This window comes from Chitinophaga tropicalis, assembly GCF_009758205.1.
In the GTDB taxonomy this organism is placed as follows: domain Bacteria; phylum Bacteroidota; class Bacteroidia; order Chitinophagales; family Chitinophagaceae; genus Chitinophaga; species Chitinophaga tropicalis.
In genome coordinates this window covers 294,826-310,191 of the sequence record NZ_WRXN01000006.1, presented here as the reverse complement: position 1 = coordinate 310,191, position 15,366 = coordinate 294,826, and the positions used below count along the sequence as shown (strand labels likewise).

The following is a 15,366-nucleotide window of genomic DNA, read 5'->3' as shown; positions in this document are numbered from 1 at the left end:
TAAAGCAGTGCAGGGTTACAGGGCAATAAGCCTACAAAGTCTAGTAAATCTATGCTATCGATTATTTCAGTTAAGAGAAGTAATATGAGGGTTATTTATCCAGTAAAAAAGCGTTTGCCTTTATCAGGCAAACGCTTTTTTATGAAGCCAACTCAAAGTTATTTACTGCTGGGATTTTAATACATTGTCATTCACTTTCCTGTTCTTCAGGATATTAACATAGCGTAAAGCCAGGCGGTTACCATAGTTCTCGTATGATTTCTGTGCCCATTGTATGGCAAGGTCCAGATCGCCGTTTATTTCACAGATAATGGCCATATTATAGCAGGCCCTTCCTGCTATTTTGCTGCTGGAAGAAGTAGTTTCTTTCTTCCACAATTCTGCTGCCCCATTCCAGTTGCCGGTCTGGGCTTTACGTTTTCCTATTTTAAAATTGTCAGTTCCTTTGACATAGTAATCTCTTGTAACCCTGATCCAATAGGGTATCAATCTGTGCGCATATTCCTCTCCTGCCCTGCTGCTTACATCCTTCAACGCTTCCTTCCTGTTAATGATAGCCCCGGCAGCAGCTACAGGATTTATACCTTTTCCTGAAAGCGTGAGCTCTCTTGTTAAAGGATATTCATCCAGCAGCACCCTATTTGCCGGATCATAGATCCTCCAGCCAGTCTTAATAATGGTGAGCATATTGGCATGATGTTCAATCCCCGGAACATTGCCCAGCGGTGTTTTCAAGGAAACCGGCACTGCAGCATAACTTATCTTTGAGTCTGTATCAAAGAGCTCCAGCACAAAAAGTGCGTCCATCTTTTTCTCCCGGCATATCTTATCCACAATATCCCAGGATAATGGTGCGGAGAACTGTCCCGGTACATTTGATTTCAGATCAATACTGTTCAACGCTGCAACATTCGTAAACCTGTTGCTTTTCACCAGCTCATTTGCCAGTCCATTAATGCTTTCACGGGAAGCCAGGATATCAAGACTGTCTCCTTCAACAGATAACACCTTATCCACTATGTCAAGTGCCCTATTCTTATCAGACGGGATACTTCTGTTAATAATGCCTACATTCTTAATGTCTGAAGGTATTGTTACAGGCGCTGGTTGTAAGACGCTTATATACACCAGGTTTGTTGAACTACAGGAAGATAACGCGTATGCGATCAGGATTACTGAAAATAGTTTTTTCATAGATAGGTGATTTGCCCCGTATTAGTTTTCTATTTATTGTCCACGAAAATGCTGACAGTATTTTCAGGAAAGATAGTAAAATATATTATTATACATAAATATTTAACAACAGGGGGAAAACGGTGCAAAAAAAAAGCTTTTGCCATAGGCAAAAGCTTTTTTGAGACAGCTAAAACTTTAAAATCGTTATTTATTTCATCATTGCATTCCATATCACTTCATACACATCTGTTGCCTGTAACTGCTTCGCTGTGCCGGAGTTTCCAGATATCAGTACCGGGTGATATTCTGTTCTTTCAGAAATTCTCCCGTGCGATCCTTTTATCAGCGTTGCATCCAGTGGTATGACATTCATCAGGTACCGGAAGCCCAGTTTCTTCTTTAACAGTTTAAATCCTGCTTTCAGCTTGATAAGCGGGTCTGCCGGGTTCATGAACATTTCGACAGGGTCATACCCAGGTTTGCGGTGTATGTCCACTAAACGTGCAAAATCGGGCGCTTTGGCATCATCCAGCCAGTAATAGTAAGTGAACCAGCTATTGGCGTCTGCCACCAGCACTAATTCTCCGCTACGGGCATGATGCAGATGATGTTGCCGTTTACCTTCCCGGTCAAGTACCAGCTGTACGCCAGGGGTATTCTCGGCTATACTGCGTACTTTTTTATAACAGGAAGGATCATTGACATATATGTGCGCTACCTGGTGATCTGCGACAACAAATGCTTTTGAAGCGCCTGCATCCAGCAGCTCCAGTCCACGTTCTTCCCTGATCTGCAACAAACCTTCTTCTCTGAACCTGCGGTTCAGATGGATGGGATTATTCACATCAGTAATACCGTATTCAGAGAGAATGATGACCTCGCAACCTTTCTTTTCATAATGCTCTACCAGCTGTTTACATACCGTATCTACTTCTCCCAGCTCTTTACTGATACGGGGAATATCCTGTCCGAATTTCTGCAGGCAGTAGTCGAGGTGAGGAAGGTAAATAAGTGTCAGCGTAGGATCATAAAGGTTATCTGTGATCATGGACGCGTCTGCTATCCACTGTGTAGATCTTATATTGGCAGTAGGCCCCCAGAAGTTGAAGAGGGGGAATGTACCCAGTTCCTTTTGCAGATGGTCTCTGAGCGAAGCAGGATGTGAATAACAATCCGGCATCTTTCTGCCGTCGGAGAGATAATTTGGACGGGGAGTAACGGAATAGTCGGCGGTAGAGTACATATTATACCACCAGAACATTTTGGAACAGGTGAAGGACGGGTCCAGTTTCTTCGCCTTTTCCCATATTTTGGGAGATTCTACCAGTTTGTTGGATTGTTTCCAGAACTTCACTTCCGCATCCTGCCTGTCATACCAGCCGTTGCCTACTATTCCATGTTCTGCGGGCCATTTCCCTGTTACGTAAGTGCTTTGTACAGCTGTGGTAACTGCGGGCACCATTGGTGTAATGGTTGATAAATGATGCCGCTTTACATAATCCTGCAAAAAGGGTGTATGCTCCCCTATAAGGGAGGAAGAAAGCCCAACTACGTCAATAACTACTGTCTTTTTCATGATAACTCACCGTTAGAAAAAATCCAGGATAAAGCTATACTTCCTGTTTCATAAATCCAACTGTTGCAATACCCAGCTCAACTCACGGGATATTGACTGGTCTATCGGCGCCTTTAGTTCGGCAGGCAATACATCCCATGTATAGGTCTCTACTTCAAGATGTTGTGTAAAGGCCTGCCGGTGTTGTAAACGTAAAACCTCTTTAATGTCTGACTGAGTAGAAGAGAGTACTCCGTAGCTGTCTACAAATACCGGCACGTGAAAATGAGAACGCCATTCTTCTACTGTAGGATTATCTGCATCTTCCAGTGCCTGCGGCAGATCGGGATAATGTACGAAGCTGCCTGCTTTGCGGGCAATGACCTGGTGCAGGTAGGTAGGCTCATTAAACTCCCTGAAGGCATTGATCAATGGAGCTCTTTCAGCGGGAGCAGCTGGCAGCAGGGCTTTTAATGCGGCGCTGATCTGCAGCTTGCCTATTTTCAGGTTATGTTCTTCAAGACGTCTTAATACTGCTGCGGGAGATTCATATACCAGTGCAAAATGACACACGTCATAACACAGACGGATATGTGTTTTAACGTTCTCGGCTGCGGCTTCTTCACTCAGTCCAAATTTATCCTGCAGGTGCGGAGTAGCTAATGGTAACAGGTATCCCAGGTACCAGTCGAGGAATTCCTGTGTGTTCTCCATCATACCGTCCGGTTCCGGCTCTATATCCAGGTGCATGAGCGGCCCTCCACTGCGATGAATGCTGACCAGCTGTTCCAGTACTGTGAGCAACCGGAGGGTAGCTGTTTCCATTACCGCCTGTCTTTCTGATTCACAACGTACATGCCATAGCTTATAGGATAAGGGAGAGGTGGATATGCCTCCTTCCATGCCTTCCGGCAGTAATGCTGCCAGGATACGGAAAAGCCGGATGGTATATGCTACTCTTTCTGCGGTTGTCCAGTCGGGTGTATGTACGTGATCTTTTACTACTGTATGATGGAAGCCTCCGTAAGGGAAGCCGTTCATGGTAAACACGTAGCAATTTTTTTCTTTCAGCCACTGCCTGAATTCATTCAAAGCAGTTTCCTTGCTTAATTCCAGGCTCGCGGTATCAGATAAGCGTAAGCCGATGCCAAACGGTTTGTCTGGCGATACCTGCGCTTTTACCGAGGGGATATATTGCTGCAACTGTTTGAAATGAGCGTTCCAGCTTTCTCCCGGATGAATATTCGTACAGTAGGTCAGATAACTCTTATCACTTAGTTGCATAATTCTCTTTTAATAGTTCCACGGCCTTGTTCAGTAACGTTTCATCTATTTCATGCACTTCTGCTCCCTGTCCTATTTTTTTAAGCAGGCAGATAGTAAGTCTTCCGCCCAGGTGCTCCCGGAATTCCTGCAATCCTTTCAATACGGGAGATGGCGTGCCCTGCTGTTCTTCCAGTAAAGGATGATATACGGGTAACCGGAAGCGGTGTAATAAACGTACAATACGCCAGGCTACAGTTTCATCTATCCATCCTAACAATGAGGTATATACGCTGTCAAGTGCAATACCAACAGATACCGCTTCACCATGCCTCAGTACAAATCCTGTCAGTTGTTCCAGCTTGTGTGCGCTCCAGTGGCCAAAGTCCAGCGGGCGGGAAGAACCGCTTTCAAAAGGATCTCCTCCACCACCTATATGTGCTACGTGTAATGCAGCGCAACGGTATACCAGTTCCTGCATGAGGGGCAGGTCACCATTTACCAGTACGTCTGCATGTTCTTCCAGCCATTCAAAGAATGCCGCATCCCGGATCAATGCTACCTTTACCGCTTCAGATATTCCTGCACGCCAATCTTCCGGCTGCAGGGTGGTCAGAAAGTGTATGTCGTTAAATACAGCTGCCGGCGGAGCGAATGTGCCGAGGAAGTTCTTCTTCCCTTTGTAGTTGATCCCGTTCTTCACTCCTACTCCGGAATCGTTCTGAGATAATACCGTTGTAGGTATCCTGATGTGGCGTACGCCTCTGTGAGATACTGCGGCTACCATTCCTGCAAGGTCCAGTACGGCGCCGCCGCCAATTGCTACAAGGAAGGAGTGCCTGTCTATTCGCTGCTCATCTATTTTATCTACCAGGCTGTAGAATAAAGCCTGGTCATTTTTGCAGGCTTCTCCACCAGGCACCAGTATCACATCTCCAGCCAGATCAAATGATGTAATATGCTGCAGGTAAGCTGAGATCTGTGAAATGAGTTGCGGGTGACTGGCTGCTACGCCATCGTCCACTACAAATAACAGCTTCTTAATAAGTGCTCCAGAGGCCTGTGATAGCAGGTAATCCCTGAAGACATGGTTATCCGGACTAAAGAGATATCGGGTAAAAAAAACCTTATAAGAAAAATCTACTTTGAATGATTGTTGTATACTCTGCATTGGAATTTTAGCTCGTCTTATTTTACGTGAATTTATTCGGACCTGTTACGAGCCAGTAAAATACAAAATTATTTATGCTGCAATACAATACGAATGACGAATAACGCTAAACACATGACAGGTGGAAAGGATCAGGTAACAGCGAACATTCTTGCCAGGGCAAGTGATAGCGGCAATAAGATCAGTACCAGCAAGGCATGTGGTAATGTAGAAAACGCGGCTACCCAGGCTGCATTCATGGCAATCAATGCTATGATACCTCCTTTAACGGCTTTTCCTATGTTAGGTGCTGATGGCTCTTTCATGGCCTTAAACAATGGCTGGTAGATCATGAAAGCAAACAGTGCAATAAAGGGCACTGTTCCCCATATATGTTTGTTCATGACAGCCAGTACCAGTATTATACCGCATACCAGGGCGTAACATACTGCAGAAATCCTGAGTGTAAGTGGCTTCCCGCCATGTACTTCTCCTTTGCTGATAGCTGTGACAGCTGCAATATATACTACAGGTATCAGCCCCAGCCACCAGAAGCCGGAAAGTACGGAGGGTACGACACTGATGCCCATGAGGAGGTTTAGTCCGCGGCAGAGTCCCATATTAACAATCCCCCAGTTATGGTGTTTGCCCCATTTGTTGTATACTAATGCAAGTATCATAATGGCAAGGGCAATGAAACCGGTGCTTTTTCCTACGGAAAAGGCTGCCAGTCCTCCTACGAGGAAGAGGTAGCTACCAAGGACGATGGCCTGGGGGCGGGAAATTATACCACTGGGAATAGGGCGCTCGGGCCTTTCTATCCTGTCCAGTTCTGCATCTATGACGTCATTGAACACCACTCCTCCGCCGTAGAGGCCTATAGTGGCCAGGAACAGGCAGATCATGGGGAGCAGGTGATCAAGGTAATTGGCAACTTCAGCACCCAGAAAGCCGGAAATAGCAACTCCGGCCAATATATCTGCTATTGCAGTGATAATATTGGCGGGCCGCATCAGACGTAAATATCCTAACAATTTGCTTACTATGTAATTCACCGGGCTACGGGTTTTCTCCATTGCGTATTACGAACAGCAGCTTGTGGAATGACAGCGTTAATTGCCCCCATACCAGAATAAGTTGTTCTTAACGCGCAATTCGTAACTGATTATCTAATAATATTAGACTGTTTATCTATTCTTGGTTGCTGGCCGCCTCTCAGGACTGTACTTCCATTAAACTTCAACCGTTGATCGATGTCTTTAACCGATTCAAAATCTGCTTCATCGATCTGACCGCTCTGGGCGAAAGCAGATATAGCATTGCGGAAAGTTACCAAATGAATATCATTCAAGTCAATACCACTTTCGTGCATGAGAGCGGCGGTTTTAGGCACTGCAAGCGGATCGCTGATGCCCCAGTCGGCAGCAGAATTTACCATTATGCGTTCACTACCATACTGTTTTACGATCTCTACCATTCTTTCATTTCCCATTTTGGTGAATGGATAAATAGTAAATGCGGCCCAGAAACCACGGTCCAGCACTTCCTGGACGGTTTCTTCATTGTTGTGGTCAACTATTATCATTTTTGGGTCCAAACCATGTTCCAGCGCAATGTCCATACTGCGTTGCGTGCCTTTCTTTTTATCGCGGTGAGGGGTATGTATCTGTACTGGCAAACCCGCTTCCTTAGCCAGTTCCAGCTGTGCGCGGTAGTATTTTTCTTCTGCTGCGGTCTGGTCATCGAAGCCTATTTCACCTACGCCTACCACACCTTCTTTGTAAATAAAAAGTGGTAGTATTTCCATCACGGCTTCGGCCAGCTTCTCATTGTTGGCCTCTTTGGAATTCAGTCCTATCGTACAGTAGTGTTTGATACCAAACTGTGAGGAACGGAAACGCTCCCACCCTATCAGGCTATTGAAGTAATCCCTGAAGGTATCAATGCCTGTACGTGGCTGTCCCAGCCAGAAGGCGGGCTCTATGATAGCTGTTATTCCTGCATCTGCCATCGCCTGGTAATCGTCTGTGGTACGCGATGTCATATGGATATGCGGGTCGAAGAAACGCATTCCTTTAATTCTTTCCATATACGCGGGGGAAGCGCTTACCGGCTGAAATTCCTTCCCGGTTAACTCATGACTGCAACACATGTCAGTTTCTGTTTAATTGAGACCTGTTAAATAAATTCGTACCTGTTTACCGGAGTGGCCGGCAACAGTACAAGTTAACATTATATACATTGAAGGTGTGATACACGTTTATGCTATACGGGCAGCAACGGTATCCCAGGTAATCGTTTGCCGGGCAATTTCGTCCTGCATTCCGGGGTGCTTTTTCAGCAATTCCCTGGCAGGGGCATAGGAGCTGGCAAAACATGCTAAAGCGGCAGCTTCGTGCTCTATATTGTTTTCAGAATTCCAAACCCTTTCAATGTCTGCAAAGTAGGTTTGGTCAATAAACGGGCCAATCAGGCGCCATAATTGCGGATTTACCGTCCTGCCGGCGGCCCAGCGTTCATGCGCATAATCGCTAAGCACTGCAGCGAGTTGAGGGTTGGCACGTCTGTCTAAACCTATTATCCGGTGTATTGGCTTTTCTGTAAAAATAGCCTTCATTACCAGCTGGTTCCATGCAGCTTCCTGCAGATATTCTGCGGGATAGGCATTCTCCAGCATAATGGCGTCCTGCACGGTACCAATATTAGAACGGATACCTTCAGCTGTACGGGCTGTCCAGGCTCCTGGCCATGCCAGCAGAGGTAATGCTCCGTAAAGAGCAGCCAGCTCATTCATATCGGCAGCATCAAACAGGCCTTCAATGGTTTTTATGTACACTTCCCTGTCATCTGCCGGGAATTGTAATAACCACCATACCCTTGCCAGCCTGTCTAACGTATATCCTTGTATGAAAATGTTATTGGCTGCGAGTAATGCAGCATCTTCAGGAGAAAGACTGATAACCTGTTTTCCGGTTTGTCTTGAAATTGCGGTGAATGTAAGGTTAAACTGAAGGATGCTGCCGGCTTCCTCTAACCGGGCCTTTTGTTGTTGTAACCAGCTAAGCACCTGTTCCGTAACGTTTTGTTCAATTACCTTATAGAGAGTATCGCATACTTTATACCTATCATAATGATATACATTTTCCATCGCACAGGTTGATTTATACAGCGCTAAAATTAAAAGAATATACTAATAATTCCAGCTAAAGAATGACGGAAGGTGTGTAAAATAAAAGAGAGGCACGCTGTGCCTCTCCTTCCGCCATTCTAAAACCTGATTAGTTCAATCAGGAGTATCTTAAAAAACAATATCCTGCAAAGAGTATTGCCTGAAAATTTCTAATATATAACCCGGAAAAAATAATAATGCCACCTGGAGTTGTAGCATCGATTTAGATTTTTACCTGAAGTTCTTATGCAATATAAGTATTTTATTTGTTACAACTGCAATTGATTGCGAAAAATCATCATCTACCGGCTTGCTATTTTTAAACAGAGTAGCTGTAACTCATTCATTTTGTTTTATTTTGAAGCAGAATAAGGGGTGTGTTAATATTCCAGTCGGGGTGAAAATCTTCTTGTATCATAAACCCTTTTGAGTAGTTTCCCAGCACAATATCAATGTCTCCGTCCCTGTCAACATCTCCTGCGTCCATACAGATCCATCTTCCCAATGCCGTTATTTCCGGGAATACACAAGGTTTAAACTGCATTGTGCCTGTTTGATCAAAGAGGATGAAACGCTCTGCAGGGTGGTGTTTATGGTCTGCAAAGAAAGCGATAGTGGCAATGTCCTGGTCCCCGTCCTGGTCGAAATCTGCCGCAATGGCTTTTGTGCAGCCGTTGATCGGGTAAAACCAGGCCTGTTCATATTTAAAGTCTCCTTTGTTGAGGTAGATATATACGCCGTGGAAGGGTTTCAGTTCCATGGAATAGTCGCCGTTATCGCCGGAGGTATAGATAATATCCGGTTTTCCATCTTTATTGAGATCGGTGACCTGAAAGCTGGTAGAGCCGTATACGGGCGGGAACTTCAGCAGGTTACGCTGTTTGAACCCTCCTTTTTTGTCGTTCTGAAACAGCCAGATACCTTCATCTCCGTAGGCAAACAATGCCATGATATCCGGCCAGCCGTCGCCGTCAAAATCGTTTACAATGGCGTGGATGGCACCTGGTACTTCCCATACAGGGCGTTTCTGGTAATCGTTCTCTGTTGTTTGCCGGAGGACATACAGGCCTCCATAGTCATGTCCGAAGCCGCAAACGAGGTAGTCTGTCAGTCCGTCCCTGTTAAAATCTGCAGGGAGGCTTTGGACCGGGCGGGGTAGTCCCAGGCCTATTGTTTTTACCTGTTCTGCGGCAGGGGCATGGGAGTATATTTCCCATAGCGTGCCCTGTGGCGCATCTATTGCCCGTAAATTACCTATGCAGGTCAGCAGTGCCGTATCTGCGCTACGCCAGGAAATATCTACTGCGGGAGATTGTAACGCCATTACTTCATGGGGCGCCAGAGTGCTGTCCCAGCGTGATAGTTCGCCGTTCTCTCCAGATGAGAAGATACTGCCGTTAAAAGGATTGACTGCTACCATTGTAGTGGAGGCGGTGTGCGTAGTATCCTTCCATTGTGGTTTTCTTATGCTGAATAATGCCGGACCTTCCTGTAAGGGATCTGCTTTTGCAGCCTGCAGGCTGTCTGGCGCCAGGGTTTTATAATAGGCTACTATGGTTTTCCAGTCTTTAAAGCTGATAGTGGCCCCTTTCTTTTCAAAGTATTCTGTTCCCTGCCAGACGCCAATCCCCAGTTTTTCTCCCATAGCGGGCAGCACATGTTCTGTCCATGTCTTTTTATCCAGTAATGCCGGTGAAACAGGCAGGTGGCAGCTGCCGCAGTAACGTTCTGCGAGGGCTTCTCCTCTTTCTGTTTCTGTGGTGGTGCGAGTGGTGCATGCTGACAGCATGAGTAAGATCAGGGGAAATAGTGTCTTCACAATACTAAAGTGGAATTTGGTTGATTGACATTCAGCTATTCTCAAATATACTTAAAAACAGGAAAGGTCCCAGCATGGCCGGAACCCTTCCTTTTCCTCTTCGTTAAAAATAGACTCTCTTAATAGCCTTCATTCTGCTCAAGCGTCAGTGCGCCATCCTTGAAGCTCAGGTCAATCTGACGCTGAGGAACAGGATAGTAGTCATTACGAACCGGTACAAACTTCGCCCCTCCAAGATCTGTAGTGATTTTGGACTCATAGGTAAAGTATTTGGTCAGTTCTGTCTGAGCTGTACCCCAGCGAACGAGGTCAAAATAACGCTGACCTTCCATTGCCAGTTCCAGTTTACGCTCAAAATAAATTGCTTTTAACGCATAGGCTTTACCACCACCTGCAAAGGCTCCTGCCGGATATGGAGATACGAGATAATTAGCTGCAGGAGTATTAGAGAAACCTCCCATTGGTTTGCTGTCGTCGATGTACTTGTACACCTGTGTCTGCGGATTGGCGGCTCTTGTCCTGACCATATTCACATACACCTGTGCAGCGTCATAGTTACCTAATTCTGCTTCTGTTTCTGCTGCCTGCAGCAGTACATCAGAATAACGGATCAGCACAATATTGATAGCGGAACCAGGCGCCCATGTATTAGGATCTTTGTATTTATCCTGGTTATACTGCCAGTAAACATTCTTCTTGGGAGCATAAGGACCGGCATAAGTCTGATCACGCACCCATGAACGGCCGGGATGATTTCCCCAGTCCAGGTATGGTATTCCCCGGCGACCAACTGTCCAGTCCAGTCTTGGGTCCAGCGTACCGGCATCGGGCGTGAAAGGAGAGGTAGACAGTATGCCCATATCGCTCTTTACTGCATGATCATTGTAATCATCCAGGTAAGGCAGGCCCTGGCCATTGGTACGATAAGAGTTTACCAGTTCCTGTGTAGGCTGATAGAATCCGCAGCAGCCGAAAGGACTGTTGTAGGGGAAGTTCAGCATTTCACCGGCATTGGAATTAGCTATCTGCCCTGTACCGTTGTTAGCCGTCATCTGGATGGCAAATACAGACTCAGAATTGTTCTTCTTCTCAGAGTCGAAGTTATCTTCAAAGCGGGGCGTCAACGCATAGGTCAGGCCATTGGAAGTACTTCCCTGAGTAGTGATAAGATCGAACAGCGGCTTAGCATCTGCATATTTCTTCTGGAAAACATATGTTTTGGCCAGGTAAGAGGCAGCGGCCCATTTATTAGCACGTCCTACCTGATCCTGTTTTGCAGGAAGGTTATCATATGCGTATTTGAAATCAGCTTCTATTTTAGGCCATATATCGGCATTGTTAGGCTGTTTGTAATCCTTGATCATGGTCTCGTCCACCCAGGGCACTTTCTTAAATATCTTCCTGAGCTCGAAATAATAGTGACCACGCAGGAAACGCGCCTGAGCAGTTACGGCTGTTTTATCTGCTTCAGACATATCTGTTACTTCAGGTAACAGGGAAAGTATCACGTTTGTGCGTACAACACCATCAAACAATACCTTCCATTTTGTGTTGAAGAAACCATTGCTGGCATCAAACTGACCCGTTGCTATCAGGCTGATAGGTGGCTGGTCAGTTGCATCGCTACCTTTATGTGCATCGCCGGCAGCAACGCTACCATAGATCCAGTTGCTGGGAGCAGCTTCCCAGGGGTTACCACCACCGATAACGGCATTCCCATCCTGCTGACCGTCCAGTGCAGCATATGCACCTATCAGCAGCTGAGCAATACCATCTTTACTGGCAACATCACTTTCCTTCAGTGCTCCCCGCGGATCGCGCTCCAGGAAGCTCTTGCTGCAGGAGTCGAGTAACAGGCCCATGGCTATTACCGCAATAAACAATATATATTTTGACTGTATGATATTCCGTTTCATTTTAGATAGATTTTGATGATCTCTGAAATTCTTAACATAACCATTTACGTTAGTAAGAAGATTAGAACCCAACATTCACACCAACCAGGAACTGGCGTTGGTTCGGGTAAGCACCTTCGTCAATACCAAAGTTGGTGGTACCGCCTGTGATCTCAGGATCAATACCGGTGTATTTGGTGATAGTGAACAGGTTCGCTGCCTGTACATAAATACGGAAGCGTTCTATACCGGCGCGTTTTAATACAGATGAAGGCAATGTGTAACCCAGCATCATATTCTTGGCGCGCAGATAAGATCCGTTCTCAACCAGGAAAGAGTTAGGCACTGTGTTGGTGCTGAAAGAACCTTCATTTTCCTGTATAGGCGCTTTGGCATTGGTGTGGTCAGGCCTCCAGGAATCGTACAGTGCTGTTTTGCTCTTGGCGCCGGCAAAGGAAGGATAGAAGTCTGTCCACCAACGTACCTGGTTCCAGATCTCATTACCTTTTACACCATAGAAGAACACTGTGAAATCGAAGTTCCTATAGGTTAGTTCCAGGTTCAGGCCATAGCTGAAGTCAGGATTTGGGTTACCGATGAAGGTACGGTCAGCCTCAGTGATCTGTCCGTCTTTGTTGGTATCCTGATAACGGAAGCGGCCTACAGCAAGACCTGTCTGATAGATAGCATTGGGGTTGTTTGTAGCTTTCTGTGCTTCTTCATTAGCGGCAGTGATCTCCTGGGCGCTATTCCAGAAGCCGGCCACTTTATACCCGTAGAAGCTGGAGATAGGATGGCCAACAGCATTGCGGATAATGAAGTTACCATTGAAACGGCGGGCTTCCTGGTCAAAGTAAGGCGCATCCTGAGAGATGCTTACTATCTCGTTCTTGTAAGTGGTCAACGTAGCGTTAGCCTTCAGCACCAGGTCTTTTGTGAGGTGTACACCGGTAGCGGTAACAGAGATATCAATACCCTGGTTCTGCATTTCTGCGATGTTAACTGTAGGCGGATCAGTACGGCCGGCGGTTCCTGAAATTTCAGGCTTATACAGCAGATCTTTTACTTTCTTCTTGTAATAGTCTGCGCTTACTTCCAGTTTACCTCTGAAAAGCGTTGCATCGATACCGATGTTGGAGTTGATATTGCTTTCCCATTTAGCGTCCGGGTTACCGATATGTGTCTTCATGAAACCGGATACCAGGGTATTGGACGTACCGTTAATATCATAGAAGGAAGAGCCTTTGTTCAGACCATACTGAGTGAATGCGTTGGCAGATTCCACATTCAGCTGGTTACCCATGATACCATATCCGCCTCTGATCTTTAAGTCAGAGAGCCAGGATACATCTTTCAGGAAGCTTTCCTGAGAGATACGCCAGCCTGCGCTCACCGCAGGGAACCAACCGTACCTGTAGTTGGCGCCGAAACGGCTGGAACCATCACGGCGTATAACGGCACCGATCAGGTATTTGTCAAGCAAGCCGTAATCCAACCGGCCGAATACTGAGAACAGCCCGTCAGTAAAAGTACCACTGCCATTGGTAACAGTACCAGTACCGGTAGAGAGGCTGGTGAAGTTGGGGTCAAAGATGAAATATCCCTGTGTAGTACCAGTCAGGGTACGGCCACGGTTATCATATGCTTCAGTACCTACCAGTACTTTGATGTCATGTACTTTGTTGAAGTTCTGGGAATATGCCAGCGTGTTGGTCCAGGTCCAGTTGTAACCATTGCTGGAACCTTCGGTATAAGCGTTCACCTTGTCATTCTCTGCGTTCTCATATTCAGGGAAAGTGAAGTTATGAGTGGAAGCAGAATAGACCTCGCCACCAAAGCTTGTACGGAGAGTAAAGTGTTGCAGGATGTCTGCTTCAGCATATACGTTACCGAACAAGCGGTTACCGAGCCCCCTGTTTTCGCGGGTACGGTCCTGAACAGCCACGGGGTTGCGGGCATTACCCAGCTGTGCGCCGTTGGTGCTGAATGAGCCGGCGAAATTCCCTTTGATGTCACGTACGGGGATAATAGGTTGTTCACGGAATGCCATACCGATGGCGCTTCCTTCTGTCAACGGATCTATCTGTGGGTTATCTATTACGGAAAACTCCAGATTCTCGCCAATACGTACATGTTTGCCTACATTGAAGTGGCTGTTGGAGCGAATAGAGTAACGTTTTAAATAAGTGTTCAGCAGTGTGCCTTTCTGATTGAAGTAATAGAAGGACAGGTAGTAGCTGCCGTTATCTCCGCCACCGCTTACAGATAAGTTATGGCTGGTGATCATGGCTGGTTTGAATATTTCATGGAACCAGTCAGTACCGCCTTTATTGGCACGGGTGATGCGGTAGAATCCATCCAGGTCAGAAGGATTTTTATAGTTGGGGTTTACAAAATATTTGGCGGGATCTACACCAGGATCTCCTTCTTTCAAACCTCCAGGGGCAATATAATCAGGCAGTACGGGGGTAGCTCCGCTACCGTACAATGCATCATTATATACCACGTTGGGGTTTGTATTTTTCAGGGCCATCCATTTCAGATTGGCCATTTCCTGTGAGCTGAGGATGTCCCATACGTTGCCGCCTTTAGGGCGTTGGGTGCCATAGTAGGCATCGTATGTTACTCTGACCTTACCATCGGACTTTCCTCTTTTGGTGGTGATGATCACCACGCCGTTGGCCGCTCTTGCACCATAGATAGATGCAGAACCTGCATCTTTCAGTACCTGCATGGTGGCTACGTCGTAGGGGTTAAGGTCGATGATGTTCTGAGTGGGTACTCCGTCAATAACGTAAAGGGGGGTATTATTTCCGAAGGTATTCACACCACGGATGCGTACCTGTGGTTCTTCGCCCGGCTGACCGGAGCCCAGTACGGTGATACCTGATACCTGGCCCTGCAGCTGGTTGCTTACCTGTGCTGTGGGCTGGCGGCTGATCTGGTCTACATTTACGACAGATACGGCGCCTGTGAGGTCTTTTTTACGCTGAGTGGCATAACCGGTTACTACCACTTCATCCAGCGATCCTACTTTTTCGCTAAGGGTTACATTCAACTGGGCAGCGTCCCCTACCACTACTTCCTGTTGAGTGAATCCTACAAATGAGAATACAAGGGTTTCTCCTTTTTTGGCAGCCAGACTGAAATTACCACTGGGATCTGTAGCAGTTCCCCTGGCAGAATTTTTAACGGCAACGGTTACACCGGGCAAAGGGTTTCCGGACGCCTGGTCCGTTACCTTCCCTGTAATCCTGGTCTGTGCGAATGCGCTGTCGGCCAGCAACAACAATAGCCAGCACCACGCAATTGTGCGGTAGACATGTCTCTTCATAACGT

10 protein-coding genes are annotated in these 15,366 nt (G+C 46.5%); all 10 read right to left on the bottom strand.

Annotation, left to right across the window (positions count from 1 at the left end; genetic code table 11):
- Positions 1 to 162: 162 nt before the first annotated feature.
- Entirely contained in the window at positions 163 to 1,194 is a 1,032-nt protein-coding gene (locus GO493_RS15900) for a DUF6340 family protein (protein WP_157307192.1), read from the bottom strand.
- A gap of 190 nt (positions 1,195 to 1,384) precedes the next feature.
- The gene (locus GO493_RS15895; RefSeq protein WP_157307191.1) at positions 1,385 to 2,752 is read right to left on the bottom strand and encodes an alkaline phosphatase family protein; all 1,368 of its coding nucleotides are present in this window, start codon (positions 2,750 to 2,752) and stop codon (positions 1,385 to 1,387) included.
- A 48-nt stretch (positions 2,753 to 2,800) separates the two neighbouring features.
- A complete protein-coding gene (gene eboE / locus GO493_RS15890; RefSeq protein ID WP_157307190.1) occupies positions 2,801 to 4,015 on the bottom strand; it encodes a metabolite traffic protein EboE in 1,215 nt (404 codons plus the stop codon).
- On the bottom strand, positions 4,002 to 5,165 hold the full coding sequence (locus tag GO493_RS15885) for a 3-dehydroquinate synthase (protein ID WP_157307189.1): 1,164 nt from the start codon (positions 5,163 to 5,165) through the stop codon (positions 4,002 to 4,004). The genes eboE and GO493_RS15885 overlap by 14 nt, the downstream gene beginning before the upstream one ends.
- A 131-nt stretch (positions 5,166 to 5,296) precedes the next feature.
- The gene (eboC, locus tag GO493_RS15880; RefSeq protein WP_232538864.1) at positions 5,297 to 6,220 is read right to left on the bottom strand and encodes a UbiA-like protein EboC; all 924 of its coding nucleotides are present in this window, start codon (positions 6,218 to 6,220) and stop codon (positions 5,297 to 5,299) included.
- Positions 6,221 to 6,309: 89 nt separating this feature from the next.
- Positions 6,310 to 7,296, bottom strand: coding sequence for a TatD family hydrolase (locus GO493_RS15875; RefSeq protein ID WP_198315730.1), 987 nt, complete (start codon positions 7,294 to 7,296; stop codon positions 6,310 to 6,312).
- Between the two features lie 108 nt (positions 7,297 to 7,404).
- Positions 7,405 to 8,292, bottom strand: coding sequence for an EboA domain-containing protein (locus GO493_RS15870; protein ID WP_157307188.1), 888 nt, complete (start codon positions 8,290 to 8,292; stop codon positions 7,405 to 7,407).
- Between the two features lie 364 nt (positions 8,293 to 8,656).
- A complete protein-coding gene (locus GO493_RS15865; RefSeq protein WP_157307187.1) occupies positions 8,657 to 10,132 on the bottom strand; it encodes an FG-GAP repeat domain-containing protein in 1,476 nt (491 codons plus the stop codon).
- Positions 10,133 to 10,251: 119 nt separating this feature from the next.
- Complete coding sequence (locus GO493_RS15860; protein WP_157307186.1) at positions 10,252 to 12,048, bottom strand: RagB/SusD family nutrient uptake outer membrane protein; 1,797 nt, start codon at positions 12,046 to 12,048, stop codon at positions 10,252 to 10,254.
- Positions 12,049 to 12,109: 61 nt separating this feature from the next.
- Positions 12,110 to 15,361: a SusC/RagA family TonB-linked outer membrane protein gene (locus GO493_RS15855; protein WP_157307185.1), complete on the bottom strand. Its 3,252-nt coding sequence runs from the start codon at positions 15,359 to 15,361 to the stop codon at positions 12,110 to 12,112.
- Between the last annotated feature and the right edge of the window lie 5 nt (positions 15,362 to 15,366).

Bases quoted from the DNA above. Each gene is read 5' to 3' on its own strand.
- eboC (WP_232538864.1), bottom strand. From the start codon at position 6,220: ATGGAGAAAACCCGTAGCCCGGTGAATTACATAGTAAGCAAATTGTTA.
- GO493_RS15885 (WP_157307189.1), bottom strand. From the start codon at position 5,165: ATGCAGAGTATACAACAATCATTCAAAGTAGATTTTTCTTATAAGGTT.
- GO493_RS15870 (WP_157307188.1), bottom strand. From the start codon at position 8,292: ATGGAAAATGTATATCATTATGATAGGTATAAAGTATGCGATACTCTC.
- GO493_RS15855 (WP_157307185.1), bottom strand. From the start codon at position 15,361: ATGAAGAGACATGTCTACCGCACAATTGCGTGGTGCTGGCTATTGTTG.
- GO493_RS15895 (WP_157307191.1), bottom strand. From the start codon at position 2,752: ATGAAAAAGACAGTAGTTATTGACGTAGTTGGGCTTTCTTCCTCCCTT.
- eboE (WP_157307190.1), bottom strand. From the start codon at position 4,015: ATGCAACTAAGTGATAAGAGTTATCTGACCTACTGTACGAATATTCAT.
- GO493_RS15900 (WP_157307192.1), bottom strand. From the start codon at position 1,194: ATGAAAAAACTATTTTCAGTAATCCTGATCGCATACGCGTTATCTTCC.
- GO493_RS15860 (WP_157307186.1), bottom strand. From the start codon at position 12,048: ATGAAACGGAATATCATACAGTCAAAATATATATTGTTTATTGCGGTA.
- GO493_RS15875 (WP_198315730.1), bottom strand. From the start codon at position 7,296: ATGTGTTGCAGTCATGAGTTAACCGGGAAGGAATTTCAGCCGGTAAGC.